Source organism: Paraburkholderia sediminicola, from assembly GCF_046027825.1.
In the GTDB taxonomy this organism is placed as follows: Bacteria; Pseudomonadota; Gammaproteobacteria; order Burkholderiales; family Burkholderiaceae; genus Paraburkholderia; species Paraburkholderia sediminicola_D.
Genome location: NZ_JAQQDU010000001.1, coordinates 1 through 15,362 on the forward strand (window position 1 = coordinate 1; position 15,362 = coordinate 15,362).

Below are 15,362 nucleotides of genomic sequence, written 5' to 3' on the forward strand. Positions count from 1 at the left end.
ACTAATAATCCAATATCAATTCAAGGAAAGGCCAAAGCCGTAGGCAGACAGACGTCAAGCGCCACGCAGGCAAAAAAACCACCCCGGCGCCCCGCGCAACCCAACCTCAATAAACCCCCGCCTCCCCAACCGGCCGATTCTTAAACCTCTTATGCACCCAATAATATTGATCAGGAATCCGTCGCACCTGCGTCTCAAGAAACTCGGTAATCCGCAGCGCATCCACAGCAACATCATCCGAAGGAAAATCACTTAACGCATCAAAAATAGTCAGCTTATACCCACGATAATCCGGCAAGACCTCAGTCACAAACGGCACCACCCGTGCATTCCCAGCGCGCGCCATCCGCGAAACAGAAGTCAGCGTGCAAGCCGGCACGCCAAAAAACGGCACAAACACCGAATCCCGCAACCCGAAATCCATATCGGCAGCCAGCATAACCGGCTTCCCCTCGCGCAACACACGCAAAGCCCGCCGCACGCTATCGCTGCGCGGAATCATCTCCGTGCCGAAGCGCGCGCGCTGCCGCTTCGCCATCGCGTCGAGCAAAAGATTCGACATCGGCGTGTACAACGACGCAACCGGATGCCGCGTCGAATACATCATGCAGCCCGCCTCGATACCGACAAAATGGAAGCCGACAAAAATCGTCGGCTTGCCTTCCATGTCGGAAAGATCGATCGCGCTCTCCACTTCGACAAGACGCTCCAACGATCTCGCATTGCCGAACCACTGCGGCCCGCGCTCAACATAACTGCGAATCACATGGCAGAAATGCGCGCGCGCGAGACGTTCGCGTGCCTCGTCGCTCATATCGGGAAAACACAGTTTCAGATTGGTGTGCACGACGCGCCGACGCGTGCTGGGAATCCGGTACAGCAGCGCACCGATGCCGGTGCCGATGCGCGCGACAACGCCGTATGGCAGGAAAGCAAACACGCGCAGCAAACCTGTCATCAGACAGATGAGTATTCTACTTTTCACGAGGCAAAGGCCCGGTGGATGCTGGATGACAAACACGCCGGCCGCGGCAACCTGACGGTTGCCCACGGGCGAAGTGGCATGCGCACGCGTCAAAAAACGGGTCTCACGCGGCGTGACTTTCGAAGACGAACGCCTTGCTCGCGGCAAGACACAGCGGTGCTGGAGGCCGAAACCTCTTTGGAATCAAGCGCCCGTATAGGGCCCCATATAAAAGCACCGCAGGCGTGATTAAAACACACTGCGGACGGTGGGCACAAAATCTGCTCGTGGGGTCTGTCCGAATAGCGCGAGGAAATCCGCGTCAGGTAGCGATTTCCCCGCCCTTTCAAAAACGCTTGTGTACGCCCCAAGCAGGCCACACACACTCGTTACACCGCTCGCCCCACCCAGGAAGTCCACCGACCGTCCCGAAGGAAGTCCCCTCGGGAGAACGGGGACATTAAGGCTTGTTCGTCTCGAACAGATCCATGATCTGCTTCTTCTCATTCGACGAGACGCTCGGCGGCGGCACTGCCGGCGGCGTCATACCCGCCGGCCCCACGCCGCCGACTGCGTCGCTCGCACCGGCCGTCGGATTCGCCGAATCCAGTCCGATGCTGGCCACGAAACCATTGCCCGGCGTCATGTCCGTATAGAACAGTTCGCCGTCGACCGAGGTCACGCCGTCCGGCTGCGCCGGCTCGCTTTCCGGCACGCCGCGCAGCGCACGCTGCATGTACTCGACCCAGATCGGCAACGCGAGCTGCGCGCCGAACTCGCGGCTGCCGAGGCTCTTTGGCTGGTCATAACCCATCCACGCCACCGCGACCAGCGATTGCTGATAGCCGGCGAACCAGCCGTCTTTCGCGTCGTTGGTCGTTCCCGTCTTGCCCTGCAGGTCCGAGCGATGCAGGACGTTGGTGCCCGCGCCCGTGCCGGCCGTGGCCACCGAATGCAACAGGCTGTTCATGATGTAGGCATTACGCGGTTCGAGCGTACGCGGCGCATCGCGGCCAGCGGTCAGCGGCTGCGCTTTCGAGAGCGGCTCGCCGCGTGCGTCCGTCACCTCGTTGATCAGGTACGGATTGATCCGGTAACCGCCGTTCGCGAACACCGAGTAGGCACCCGCTGATTGCAGCGGCGTGACGAGGCCCGCGCCGAGCGCCATCGGCAGATACGGCGGGGTCTTGTCGGCGTCGAAACCAAAACGCTGCGTGACAAAATCCTGCGCGTACTTGGTGCCGATGAACGACAGGATGCGGATCGACACCAGGTTCTTCGATTTCTGCAGCGCGAGGCGCATCGGCATCGGACCGTCCGGCTGGTCGTCGTCCTTCGGCTCCCACGCATCGCCGCCCGGCGTGCTCGGCGGGAAGTACAGCGGCGCGTCGTTGATGATCGTAGCCGGTCCGAGGCCCCTATCGAGCGCCGCCGAATAGATGAACGGCTTGAAACTCGAACCCGGCTGACGCCACGCCTGCGTGACGTGGTTGAACTTGTTCTTGTTGAAGTCGAAGCCGCCCACCAGTGCGCGAATCGCACCGTCCTGCGGCGTCAGCGAGACCAGCGCGCCTTCCACTTGCGGAAGCTGCGTGATCGACCAGTTGCCCTTGTCGTCGGCGACGAGGCGCACGATCGAGCCCGGCTTGATCTTCGTGGCCGCCGTCGCGCGCGCGGAGAGCCCGCCGGCCACAAAGCGCAGGCCGTCGCCGCTAATCGTGACTTCGGTGCCGTCGACCAGTTGCGCCTTCACCTGCTTCGGATTCGCGTCCGTCACCACGGCAGCGATGATTTCGCCATTGTCGGGGTGATCGGTGAGTGCGTCATCAATAGCCTGATCGCGGTCGTCGCCCGGTGCGGGCAGGTCCACGAAGCCTTCCGGTCCGCGGTAGCCGTGGCGCCGCTCATAATCCATCACGCCCTTGCGCACCGCCTGATAGGCCGCGTCCTGATCGGCGGAATCGATCGTGGTGGTGACGTTCAGGCCGCGCGTATAGGTTTCGTCCTTGTACTGCGCATACATCATCTGGCGAACCATTTCGGCGATGTATTCGGCATGCACGCTGTATTCGTTGCCCGGATTCTTGGTGTGAATCTCTTCCTTGACGGCCTGATCGTACTGGTCCTGGCTGATATATTTCAGCTCGAGCATGCGCTTCAGAATGTATTCCTGACGGATCTTCGCGCGCTTCGGATTGACCACCGGGTTATACGCGGACGGCGCCTTCGGCAAGCCGGCCAGCATCGCGGCCTCAGCCAGCGTGATGTCTTTCAGATCCTTGCCGAAATACACGCGCGCGGCCGCGGCAAAACCATATGAGCGCTCGCCCAGATAAATCTGGTTCATGTAGACCTCAAGGATCTGATCCTTGGTCATCGCGCGCTCGATCTTGTACGCCAGCATCATTTCGTAAATCTTGCGCGTGTAGGTCTTCTCGCTCGAGAGGAAGAAGTTGCGCGCCACCTGCATCGTGATCGTGCTCGCACCCTGCGAGGCGCCGCCGTGCATCAGGTCGGAAACACCCGCGCGCAAAATGCCGACGAAGTCGACGCCGCCGTGCTCGTAGAAGCGATAGTCTTCGATCGCGAGCACCGCCTTCTTCATCTGGTCGGGAATGTCCTGGAAGCGCACGATGCTACGCCGCTCTTCACCGAACTCGCCGATCAGCACGTGATCCGCTGTGTACACCCGCAACGGCACTTTCGGCCGATAGTCGGTCAGCGCATCGAGCGACGGCAGTTGCGGCCCCATCACCACGAGCGCGTAACCGACGATCAGCGCGCCCACCACGGCGATCGTCGCCAGCAGGCCGACAAACCAGATGACGATGCTCGCACCGATCGAACGGCGGCCGGCCTCAGCGTCGCGCGAAGCAGCGTTGCGTCCTGGCGTGCGGTGGTAGGTGTCCCGGTCGTCACCAGCCGGAGAATTTGAAGAATGCGGTCGTTTGATGATTGGCATGACTGGAATAGTGGGCGCGTAACTGAACGCCTTGCTGCATGAGGCGCAAAACACCGCGCGGCCCTTGCCCCCGGGCGGCCGCACGGCACGCCCTGGACAGGCGTCCGGCGCAACGTAACAGCGCATTTTAAAGAAATCAAGCGCCGTCCAAGACAGTTTTTTTGTAAGAATTCCCTTCGCATCACGTTACGACGGTAGATTGTGGCAGTCGCGCAAGCGTCCGGCGCTGCCCACCAGGGTTATCAACAGAAATTGTTGAAAGGCCTGTGGACAAGGCCGCCGGAAAGGCTACAACTCATTGATGTCACGGGATTTTCATGTTGCGCCCGTTCCGCAGCGATGCAACTCGTCATATGATGGACTCGGCGCGGAAGTCGTTACCGACGCGCACGACGGCGTACGCCAAATACACGCCTTGAATCGCCAATGCAAACAAGTATGCGAGCCGACCATGAACAAGCCCAGCGAACGCATCGTCGTATTCGTCACGACCGCGCAAAAACGCGCGATCGCCGCCACCGCTGAAAACCTGGGCATTAGCGTCAGCGAGCTGATGCGGCGGGCGGTATTGAGCTTCGGCGCGACCAGCGAGCAGGTAAAAGCGGCCAGCATCGTCGACCGGTTGCATGCACCGCGCGCGCCGGACGCGCTCGACGCCGCGCTGCAGCGGGTCGCGCGCGGCACGCGCCACGCCCGGGCGGCGCTTCCGGCGGCCTTGCAAACCCGCGATGACAACGAATCCGCTGCACCGGCGCCAGGCGCGGCCGCATCGCAAGCGGAGGAATTGTTAGGCACACCCGCGGGCTCAAGCCCGGCACCGCTGCTGCCGGCCGGGGTATTGGCCGCCCTCACCGCGACCCCCGAGGAAATAGAAGCCGCCGCGGCAACCGAAGCCGTGGCGCGCGTCGCCGCGGCCAAGGCGGCGTCCATTGCAGACTCGGCGCAGGAACCGGGCGCGGTGGAAGCGCAGTTGCGCAAAGTGCTCAAGCGCCCGCGCCTCGACGCGGCGCGTGACGCAGACGATCCGCAGAGCGATCCGAGCACGGAAGGCGGCCGCTTCGCCTGAATCGAAAGTGGCAGGAACTCGCCGCCCAGCCCAACGTGAATCGACGCACTGCGGCTGAAACACAGGCACGCTGCCGCTGCCACGCCACGTCTATTCATATTCACGACACCCGCCACGCGGATGCCCGCCGCGCGCAAAGTTGGCGATCCTGTCATCGCGCCCTTTAAGTCGGTTTTAAGAGAACGCGTGGTGTAATATCCGCGAACGGCTGAATGACCGGCCGCGCGTTTTAACCGCTAAGGCTGTTTGAACCCGGTTTCAAAAACGTAAATTTATGGCACTCCTATTGCAATTGGCGGGTGTGCCCCGAACTCCGGTCCGAACGTTGCGCAGCTTCGCGCGCAGCGGCGTAAAGTAGCATTTGAAAGCAGTTAAAGCGCGTGGGATTATTCAGCGCCGATTTCATTCTTTGGAGGTTTTCATGTCGCTTTTTGACAGCATTTCGCGCACGCTTAAAGGTCTCCTGAACGACGCAGCCGATTCCGTGCAAGACCCGTCGCGCGATTCGCGCCAGATCGTGCGCGAACTCGATGAGAGCATCGCTAAAGCCGAGAACTCGCTGATCGAGATTCAGGCGCAAGTCGCCACTCAGCAAAGCAAGCGCGATGTTGCCGCCGACAAGGCGAAAAAGTACGAAGACGGCGCAAAGCGCGCGCTGCAATCGGGCGACGAAGCGCTTGCGCGCGAAGCCCTCGGCGCGCAAGCCACGGCAGAAGCCGAGCGCGATGCGCTAGCGCGAGAATTGACCACGCTGGAGCCGTCGGTTGACCAGTTGAAGAGCCAGATCGACGACATGCGTGGCCGTCGTAATGACCTGAACGCGCGTTCGAACATTCTGCAAGCCAAGCAGCAGATCGCTCAGGCCAAAGATGTTGCAGCGACTGCGTTGGGCGGTATCGGCGGCAAGAATCTGTCCGAAGATTTCCAGAAGCTGGAAGACAAGGTTGCGTTGTCGAATGCCCGTTCGGACGCGCGCCTGAATACGGCCGACGTCAAGAGCGGCAAGGCGCTCGACGACAAGCTCGCGGATCTGAGCCGTGGCCCGTCCGTCGAAGATCGTCTTGAAGCGTTGAAGAAGCAGATCAACACGCCGGCTCAGTAATTGCATTAGCAGTAAATACCGGCTGCCGTCGCAAGCGCAGCCGGTATACCGGTCACCGGTATCGACTGAAGGAGACGGGTGCATCGCACCCGGTCCATAAATGAAAAAATTTCTCGCAAGCGCGTTCGCCTCACTGATGTTCGTGTCGGCCGCGGCGTTCGCTATACCGACGGTCCAGCAGATCGAATCCGCCATGTCGCAAGGCAACTGGCAGCAGGCCGATGCCGGTTTGAGCGAAGTGCTGCAAGCGCATCCGAACAATGCACGCGCGCACTACCTGTACAGCCAGGTGCTCGATCGCGAAGGCCGTTATGCCGACGCCCTCGCCCAGGTGCAACAGGCCAAGACGCTCGACCCGCAAATCCGCTTCACCGACCCGACCCGTTTCGCGCAAACCGAAGCGCGTATCCGCAAGGACGCGGAACGTGCCGGCGCCGCCGGTGGCAACACCACGAGCCGCGCGGCCAACCCGTTCGTCCAGCAGAATTCACCGGCCGTGCAGCAGTCGTCGATGGTGTCACAAGCGCCGCAACGGCATGGTCCCGGCATCGGCATGTGGGTCGGCATCATTCTCCTGATCGGCGTGATCGCGCTGGTGTTGCGCTGGACTTTGCGCCGCGCCCGCTCGCAAGACGATTCGCGCGCCGACGACGATCGTCGCGTGCAGTTGAAGCGTGCGACTGAGATGCTCAACGCCGTGCGTTCACTGAAGCTCGACGTGAAGCTGTCCACCGTACCTGGTCATGAGGTGCTCGAGAAAGAAGTCGAATCGACCGAAGACCAGTTGCGCGGCCTCGTCGAAACGCTGTCGAACGGCAAGAATCCGGTGCCGCCGTATCAGCTCGACGAACTGGAGCAGCGCATCGGCAGCATGCGTGCCCGCGCCGATGGCCGGCCCGATCCGTATGCCGCGCCGGCCGCTGCCACGCAGCAGTCGCCGTATGCGCAGGAAGCCGAGCGTTTCGGCAACCCGCCGCAGCCGTATCCGCAGCAGGGACCGTATCAGCAGCAGCCGCAGGTCATCGTGCAACAAGGTGGTGGCGGTTTCGGCGGCGGCATGGGCGGCCTGCTGACCGGCGTGCTGCTCGGCGAGGCGCTGAATTCCGGGCGTGACCGCGTCGTGGAGCGCGACGTGATTGTCGACGACGAAACGCGTCGCCGCGGCGGTGATGGCGGCAATGGCGGCGGCCTCGACTTCGGCCAGGGCTCGAATGACTGGAACGACAACAGCGGCGGTGGCGTCGACATGGGCAGTAACGACGATTCCGGCGGCTGGAGCGATACCTGAGAAACACAGCGCTGTTTGAGATGCAGTCGCTCAAGCGGTAATCAATCAAGCCGCACCAAAAACAGGCTCCAACACGGTATTGAGGGAAAAAAATATACTAATTACGATGTGAGTGAGTAGCGACGGGCTCCTGACCACATCGTTGAATTAGTAAGTGTACTAATATTTGGCTGCTTCAATCCCCTTCGCGAGGTCGCGGAGGGGATTTTTTATGGCGCTTGGGACCGATAAGCACTGGCCGCTCCACTTCAAACCCCGCACTCGCCGTGAGGCAGCCGGGGTAGGTTGAAAAGCCAACCCACCCCGGCAGCCAGAGCGTTGGTCGCTTTGGTCCGTCAAGAGCCTTTCGCGGCATAAACGGGTTCCTTCCCACGCACGCGTGGGCCCCTTCCATTTATTCCACGGTGCTCTTGACTGCCCTCCGCTTTGGGCAGGGAGCGTCACCATTGCGCTTTGGTCTCATCAGGTGCTTGCGGCATCCAATACTTTTTTGATGGCGGTGACGAAGCCCGCCCTGAAGATTGCGTGACCACCTTTCGAAACTCGCCCTGTCTTCCCGTCTACAGCCCACCCCATCTTAGTAAGCAATTCATCCGAGATAGCATGCCGTAAGGCATCGACTTCCAACGGCAGTAAGGTGCTCAAGGGTGCGAGCACCTGCACTCCGGACTGCGGTCCCGTCACAGCCATCTTCGCCATGGGCCGTCGGTCAATCACGACCTCCGCCTTCTTTTTAAGCAGATTGTTTTCAGCTTTCAACTTACGGTTCTCAGCCAGAAAGCTGCCGACCAACGCACGAACGGAGGAATCTGGAATCATATCCAGCACATCATCCGCTACACCAGGCTCGGCCCTCGCCGGTGGCTTGCGGGCAGCGCCGTCGACATAATTGGCCCATGCCTTCAGCAATGTCCGATAGTGCTCGCCAGTTGAGTTGCGAATCGACTGTGGCGAAGGGCCCCCTCGTCCAGATGAGAGGCGACCAATAGTTGCAACTGAGAAGTCTTCGTTACCCGCCGCATGCTGTTCGCTACAGATGGCATGAACGATGTCCAACGATTTTTGCGTGCGCGTCGTCGCGCCCAACTGTAGCGCTACCAGCACTTGGTCGGGCGAAATCTTATGCTGCTTCATGTGGTAATTCCTCGGCGCATTCGTGGCTGTTCCTCATCAAACCAAGAGAGGCTGTTCGTTACCCGGAGCCGGGGCTAGTTGAATTACTCGCGCGGCGGCCATATCATGCGCCAGCTGTTCAATGTCCAGGTCAAGCCCAAGTTCCGCGAGACGGCGCGTTCCTTCGATGAACGGCAGTGCCTCTTTGATGCTGCCGGCCTGAGTGGCTAGCAGCTTTGTCATGTGCTGAACAACGACAGGCAACTCATCTTCCCCAAGCCGGAAGAAGACCGGCTCCTTGCCGTTTCTTGCCAGCATCATGTCGAAGGCTTTACCTGCCTGCAGTGCGGCCTTGGTTACATCATGTTCGGGGTAGACAGCAGAACCAGCGACGGCGGTCAGAATCTGTTGCAACTTGTCGCACTCGTTTATTGCGATTTGCACGTCATGCAGGCTGCCAACTGCAACCAACCGTATGCTGTCATCGTCGTGTTGCTCGTTCGATATAACCTTGCAGCGAACGATGAGCCGGTGCGTTGCGTTACAGTCCGCTGCATTTTTGATGTTCTTCTCGTGTTCAGCCTGATGGATTTTTCGAAGCGTGTTGAGCTTGTCATGCTCAAGGAAGGGCCGGTCGTTTGCCTGGCATTCGTACAGCTCATCCTCAAGCGAGGTAATCTGCCCCTCCAGCTTCACTATGCGCTCGCCTAAATCCCCCATGTTCAATTGGATGTGATTCCAGTGATTGTGCAAACCATCGAGAAACGCAGGTCCGGTAAAAAACCACCGGCAACGCGGACAGTTTTTTTGAGGGTAGCCGGGCACTTCGCCGTACGTAACCTTACCGGTTTCGTCATTGACGTAGACCCCACCAGAATCGCACCCCCACCCACCTTTCGGGCAGAAGCCCTTATCGTCCTTTATGAGGCTGACACCGTTCTGAGTTGCCTGCATCACGGCCTGAATCGCAGCCGGGTCGAAGAAGGCCCCATTGGCCTCCAATTGCTCGTAGGTTTTGTCCTTTAGCCAGCGCGCGTAGTTTTCCTGTTCAGTCACGATGAGGCGTTTGGTGGCTGCATCCATGGTCTCCGTGCAATAGGTAATGCCGGCTTTCGTATAGTAAAGCGTCATGACCAGTCTCGCGTGACCAGCGATACACTTCGACAGAATCGTCATTGGCACGCCACCCTCCAGCGCATAGGCTGTAATCAGGGAGACGCGTAAGGAGTGAAGCGGATAGTACGTAGTAACGTTGGTATTTGGCTTGACGAAGGCTAGCGGGTTCCGCGCAGCGTCTCGAACGTTGTTGGCAAGACACTGGTTCTCGAGCTGCTGAAGCAACTTGTGCCAGAGCAAGTCGAGCATGCCGGAAGTAATCGGCTTGGACCGGTCGTCGCCACTGGCAACCGCATCGCGGAACAGAAAGCAAGCCGAGCCCATCGCCAGGAGGCTAGCCTCGGATTTCGAAACTCGAAGATGCTTTACGTCAAGGTCGGTCCACGCGGTCGGAGCCGAGATTGGATTATATTTTGCCTGCCAGTTCCGTAGCTTTTCCAGCCAGAACAGTACCTCTTTGTGCTCCCACGGGATGGTGTACCCCTTGCTCCCTTCTTCTTTGCCTCCGTCGGCAGTCTTGTTCGTGTTGACGAACAGTCCCGTCATCGACACGTGCTTGATATCGTCCGTCATTTGACGGAATATGCCACGGCGGTATTGATTCTTCTCCGTGCCCTTCGCGAGCGGACCGGTGTTTCGAATCCATTCGCCGTGCATGTACCGATAGGTATCGGCCTCACCGCTATCAAGCATTCGAACCTGATACGTCCGTAAAGGCAACTGCAGCTTCACATACATTGCCACAGCGCGTACAGGGCTCCAGATTTCATACACGCACTCCGCGTAGCCGAATTTATCCCTCTCATACGAAGATGTTTCGCGTTCGCGCCATACACAGTCCGGGTCGGCCTCGTCAATAAGTTCATACGGCGCGACGAACCAGCTTCCTCCTCTGTTTGCACTGTCCTCCGCGACTTGCACCCATTTCCAATCCGCAAAGGTCCTTGCGTCCGTCGGACAAAGAATGTTGCGCACTTGGGAGATGAGGTGATACGGAAGAACTCGCTTATCGGATTCCTGAAGACCGTCCCCGTGACCTTCCACTGCCTCGGGAAGGTCCGGAATGGGATTCCCAAACTCGGAGGGAACCACGGGGTGGCCGTCGTCATCCTCAACAGAGAAAAAGTTTGCAAGGATATAGCCAGCTAGTAACGAAATTCTTTTGTAGTGGTCTCTTACGGCTTTTTTTCTTTTGAAGCGTTTCAAGCAAGATTCGTAAAGACAGGGGGCACGATATCCACAGCGAAAGAATTTTGCGGGGTCAGTTTCCAGTTGCTGTGCGTAGATATAATCCACCAAAAACAACTTGAGGGAGTCCATTGCGAGGTGCTTTCCGTCCCGTACAGTGGCAAGCCACTCGGATGCGAGCGCGCGCCATTGTTCCATTCTCGGGTCAAGGGTCGTTGCATAACGCAACTCTGCGTCCAATTTGGTACCCCGAATCGGCTTCGTCCTAGCATTTCCGATACGCTCATTCATGGCTATTCCGCCTCCTTGTCAGATATCGTTTCTGTTCTTTTCGTTCGGCAAGAGTGAATGCATCCAGGCCACTCACCATAGGAAGTGACTGACCTGCTGCCAAGGCATCGGTCGCCACTTCGAGAGCTTTCGTGACCTGTGATATCGATGGCTCGGTATAGACGGCCTGCGAATCGATGGACTTGTGGTGCAACCCCTTCTGGGTGACGATGTTGTCAACCTCACCACGACGCGTGCGCTGCCCATAGGCATGACGATGCCCGTGCTCGGTCGTTCCATTCATCTTCGCCGGTACAAGTCCGATGCGGCGAACGGCACGTTTGTGAGCGTCGCGGTAAGCATCAATGGTGTACGGCTCCCCGCGCTGAGCGCCGCGAAATGAGACGAACAGGAACGGGTGTCTGTCAGCGCCGATTCGGGCGCGCATGCGCTGATACATATAGAGCTTCCATGCCTGAAGGAACAGGCGACCCGCAATTCCGGCGGGAAACCAGTGAACGTGCATGTAATTCTGGGTAGTGTCGTCGAGCTTGGGATTCTTCCAGCCCGCTTTGCGATTTCCGGTTTCCCTGTTGCGCGGGGGATAGCCAGGATACCGTGCCTTGAGATACGCCTCCCGGTTCGGCAAGAGCCTTCTGTCTGGCCCACGGAAGTCCTTCGGGGCAGCACCGTCAATCGGATGGTAGACACGAACCATTGCCTCGTCTGCGTTAAGGGGATTGACCATCACATCACTCACCCAGAGATGAAATGGCTCAGAAACGCGCAGTCCACCCCAATGCATCAGTATGGCAATGCAGATGCCGCGCCAGTCATAGCGTTCGACGATGTCCGGGCTGTCCTGCTTGCCAGGCACAGCGAAACCTACGAACAGCAACTCCATGAACCGGTCATCCGGAAAGACCTTAGTCTCTCCGAGGTCGCCGGTTGGGGTGCGCCGCTGCCGAGTATTGCGGGCCTGCTTGGCAGCCTCAGCCGCGTCTTCGTAGCTGTCGAGGTGTCCCAGGAAAGAGCGTTCGCTCTTGTGGACGAACGCTGCCCAGTTCAATCGTTGCTCGTAACCCGTAGCCTGTCGCCATGGGTTCAGAGGCTCCGCCCCACACTTTGCGTGCATCCAATCGGAGAAGTCACTCAGGTTGTTCAGTAACTGCTTGGCGGTCTTGGTCCGTCTGGGTAACCAGTAGAGTCCGCTAGGGTCCCTGCCGTCCTCGCCGATGGTGCCCGTATAGACTCGTTGTACAAACGTCTCGAATAAGTCTTGTGGCCGTTCGAAATGCACATGATTTGTTGCCATGTAGTCGAGCAGCATTCCGACCACCTGGCACAGCTTGGTCATCCAATCATGGCTTCTAGCTTGAGAGTTAGCAATCAGGTAGTCGACCAGCGGTTCCAACGCCATACATTGGCCATTCTGTTCGACCAGAATGGCCGGAATCCTGACTCTGATGCCGGTGTCGTCGGTCACCACACTCGCGGTAACACGAACGTGACTCATGCCACATCCTCCGGAGTCAACAGGCGTGACAGCAACGAACCTAGCGCGACCCGGCGGTGGCGAGCCCGGGGTAAGCCCACGACGGCCGTTCGCGCCGCGAACTCATCGCCGACGAGAAGTACCTGACGCTGGGCTCGCGTCACGGCTGTGTAGACCAACGTTCGGTCAAGCAATCGATTGCCGGTGATAGGCACGATAACGCGTTCCCACTGTGAGCCCTGGGCTTTATGCACGGTAATGGCGTAACCTAGCTCGAGGTTGTCGAGCATCGTTTCGAAGAGCGGGCGACGTTCCCCATCGTCCCACTCGACCCATGCGAGCGCGTACCCAATCTCCTCGCCGTCGTCATTCGTGAGAAGGCGCGGTTCGTCTTCAATTCGCACGAGTTTTCCGAGCGACCCGTTCTGCAGGCCCCAGTCCCACATGTTCTTCGTGCAAAGAAGAAGGTCGCCTAACCGGAACCCGGTGTATGCCTGTGCTGCATGTTCGTCGCTCCAGACCAAAAGCGGACGAGCGTTGCCCGTCGTAACGTTCTGGCAGAGGCCGTTCAGCGTTTTAGTACCGTCAATGCCGTTGCGACGCGATGAGAGTATCTGGGTGTTCAGAGGACTTTTCATGTAAAGCCTTAGAACGGCTTTCTGCAACGTGTCATCGACGGCACTAGCCGCTCGACCGGACTGTGCACCACATCGGATGAACGCAATTGGTGCCGATTCCATATCAGGCAGGTCGGGCCAAACGCCTTCGCGGATGGCATGCGCAGCGGCAGCTATTTGCCCACCATAGCGCTTGGCTACCTTAAGCTCAACCTGAGGAACGTCCACTGTTTCAGCCAATGCGTGGAGCACGAGTCCAGGCCCCACAGGCATCAACTGATGAGGGTCGCCAACGAGAAGTAACCGGACGTGTGCTGGAAGTAGCTCGCACAATCGACTCATGGTAATGATGTCGGCCATCGACGCTTCATCAATGACGACCACGCAAGGTCCGGTAAGGTCGGGTTCCTTAACATTGCGCAGGAAGCTGGCAATCGTTGACGCTGGGCGCCCCGTGGCCTCTTGCATTCGCTTTGCCGCACGGCCGGCGAGAGCCATCTGATAAACGCGCGTACCAGCCAAGTCATATGCTTGGTACAGCGCTTTCAGTACGGTAGTTTTACCGACCCCGGCACCGCCGGTGATGAGCGCAAATGGGTTTGTGCAAGCCGTCAGGATGGCGAGACGCTGCTCGTTGTTAAGGGTGATGCCCTCGACATTTTCGTAGGTCAAAGTCAGCGCATCGAGTTCGACGGGGGATAGCAACGGCGAGTGCCGGGCGTTGAGTAGCCGTTCCGCTACTGCGCGGGCGACCACGGTTTCCATTACGAACGGTCCAAAGGGGTGGAGAGCGCGCTCGGCGCCTATCACGTAGCTGCCGTTCGTCAAACCTTGGGACAACGCTACCGGAACCAAGTCCCTCCAGCGGAAGCTCCCCGTCGAGACGCCTAGTATCGATGTGAGACGTTCAATAAGCATCGACTGCGTTGCCACCGTATGACCGTCGCTGAAGACACGGTAGCAGGCCTCCTCGATGGCACCCTGAAGGCGGCGTTCGTCATTTTCCTCGACGCCGAAATGCTGACGGGCCAGTGCGTCCGCCTGCCTCCAGGTAGCGCAGAAGCTCAGCAGCCGGTAGGGGTCTGCTTCAATCTTATGGGCTGCTTCGGAACCGAAGAACGCAAGCACTTTGCGTCCAATCGAGCTATCGAAGCCCTTAGCCTGTAGCCATTGGAGCGTACGGGTGTCGGCGTACAAGGCCCACGCGGTCACCACTTGATGTGCGCTTTCTGCGGTCAGAACTTGTGCCAGGGAAGAGATGTCGCCCCGGTCGAGGACGTCGTAAAGCCCATCGCCAAACATTTCCCACAGCTTGCGCGCCTTAACGTGTCCGACGCCCCGGAAGTCGGGGCTCTCCGCAATGAGTGTGATGATGTGCTCGCCCGAAGGCAGCAACAGCTCTGCATCGCTCGCAGTGATTTGCCACTCAGTCAGATGATAGCCATTGACCGCGATGGCGTTTGGTTTGGGTTCACCAGTGATGCGCCACCATTGGCCGACGCGCACCTGAACATTCCCGAGAATCACATTTGACGCGCGAACGACGTAGTAGGAGCGGGCATCGAGCACGTTGCCTTGCTCGTCAATGGGTGTGCCGGCGAATATGCAGCCGCCATATCCTTTGGGATTTTGGCTGCGAATGGTAGAGACACGAAGGGTCTGCGCGCTCAACGTGGAATCCGTCCCGTCAGCGACAGGGCATCTTGAAGTGCCGCGTACCGTACCAATTGGCGCTTGAGCTCGGCGTTCTCTGCACGCAGACTGGCGTTGTCCTGTTCGAGTCGCTTCAGCCGCTCGCTTTCGAGTACCGCCCGTTGCATGCCTGTCTCGCGCACTAGGGGCATCTCAAGTTCTCCGCCCCCCCTTTCTAACGGCGCGGGGAGGATGCCGCGTTCGCGTAGACCGTCTTCGGTAGCTCTGAGAGCCGCTTTGATACGTGGATTTTGGTCGAGAGCTGACTTGGCGAATCCACATTCTTTGGCAATCTCTTTCCGTGACAGGACGCCACGACTAACCATTTGCCTGAAATCCGAGTCGGCCTTGCTTGCGAGCCATGTCTGGAAGGACCGAAAATTCTCGTCTGCGATTTGCCTGCCGCTTGCCATACTGGTTCCTCGTTCGCGATGTCCGATTTCGTAAAAGTATAAATATTTTCCCAAAGAACACCAAGTCGAATGACAA

The 15,362-nt window shown here is 59.0% G+C and carries 10 protein-coding genes; 3 read left to right on the plus strand and 7 right to left on the minus strand.

Translation table 11 applies throughout. The annotated features are described in order from the left end of the window. Positions 1-106: 106 nt before the first annotated feature. Together PQQ96_RS00005 and PQQ96_RS00010 are read right to left on the minus strand one after the other, a co-directional pair. A complete protein-coding gene (locus PQQ96_RS00005; protein WP_408287127.1) occupies positions 107-985 on the minus strand; it encodes a lipid A biosynthesis lauroyl acyltransferase in 879 nt (292 codons plus the stop codon). Positions 986-1,424: 439 nt separating this feature from the next. Then, the gene (locus PQQ96_RS00010; RefSeq protein ID WP_408287130.1) at positions 1,425-3,926 is read right to left on the minus strand and encodes a penicillin-binding protein 1A; all 2,502 of its coding nucleotides are present in this window, start codon (positions 3,924-3,926) and stop codon (positions 1,425-1,427) included. 451 nt (positions 3,927-4,377) lie between these two features. Between PQQ96_RS00010 and PQQ96_RS00015 the strand changes: the two genes are divergently transcribed. The 3 genes from PQQ96_RS00015 (at position 4,378) to PQQ96_RS00025 (ending at position 7,382) form a co-directional block, all read left to right on the plus strand. After that, positions 4,378-4,992: a hypothetical protein gene (locus PQQ96_RS00015; protein WP_408287132.1), complete on the plus strand. Its 615-nt coding sequence runs from the start codon at positions 4,378-4,380 to the stop codon at positions 4,990-4,992. Between the two features lie 421 nt (positions 4,993-5,413). Next, positions 5,414-6,094, plus strand: a complete 681-nt coding sequence (locus tag PQQ96_RS00020; protein ID WP_074283368.1) for a PspA/IM30 family protein — start codon at positions 5,414-5,416, stop codon at positions 6,092-6,094. Between the two features lie 100 nt (positions 6,095-6,194). Beyond that, a complete protein-coding gene (locus PQQ96_RS00025) occupies positions 6,195-7,382 on the plus strand; it encodes a tetratricopeptide repeat protein (RefSeq protein WP_408287135.1) in 1,188 nt (395 codons plus the stop codon). 462 nt (positions 7,383-7,844) lie between these two features. Here PQQ96_RS00025 and gmtX read toward each other — a convergent pair whose 3' ends face one another. The 5 genes from gmtX to PQQ96_RS00050 are packed head-to-tail and all read right to left on the minus strand — an operon-like array spanning position 7,845 to position 15,286. Then, positions 7,845-8,516 (minus strand): gamma-mobile-trio protein GmtX, encoded by a 672-nt coding sequence (gene gmtX / locus PQQ96_RS00030; RefSeq protein ID WP_408287137.1) that lies wholly within the window; start codon positions 8,514-8,516, stop codon positions 7,845-7,847. Positions 8,517-8,552: 36 nt separating this feature from the next. Beyond that, a complete protein-coding gene (gmtZ, locus tag PQQ96_RS00035; protein ID WP_408287140.1) occupies positions 8,553-11,090 on the minus strand; it encodes a gamma-mobile-trio integrase GmtZ in 2,538 nt (845 codons plus the stop codon). Further along, a complete protein-coding gene (gene gmtY, locus PQQ96_RS00040; protein ID WP_408287142.1) occupies positions 11,083-12,585 on the minus strand; it encodes a gamma-mobile-trio recombinase GmtY in 1,503 nt (500 codons plus the stop codon). Before gmtY ends, gmtZ begins: the two co-directional genes overlap by 8 nt. After that, entirely contained in the window at positions 12,582-14,852 is a 2,271-nt protein-coding gene (locus tag PQQ96_RS00045) for an ATP-dependent DNA helicase (RefSeq protein WP_408287145.1), read from the minus strand. The genes gmtY and PQQ96_RS00045 overlap by 4 nt, the downstream gene beginning before the upstream one ends. Next, positions 14,849-15,286, minus strand: a complete 438-nt coding sequence (locus tag PQQ96_RS00050) for a VPA1267 family protein (protein ID WP_408287148.1) — start codon at positions 15,284-15,286, stop codon at positions 14,849-14,851. Before PQQ96_RS00050 ends, PQQ96_RS00045 begins: the two co-directional genes overlap by 4 nt. Positions 15,287-15,362 lie beyond the last annotated feature (76 nt).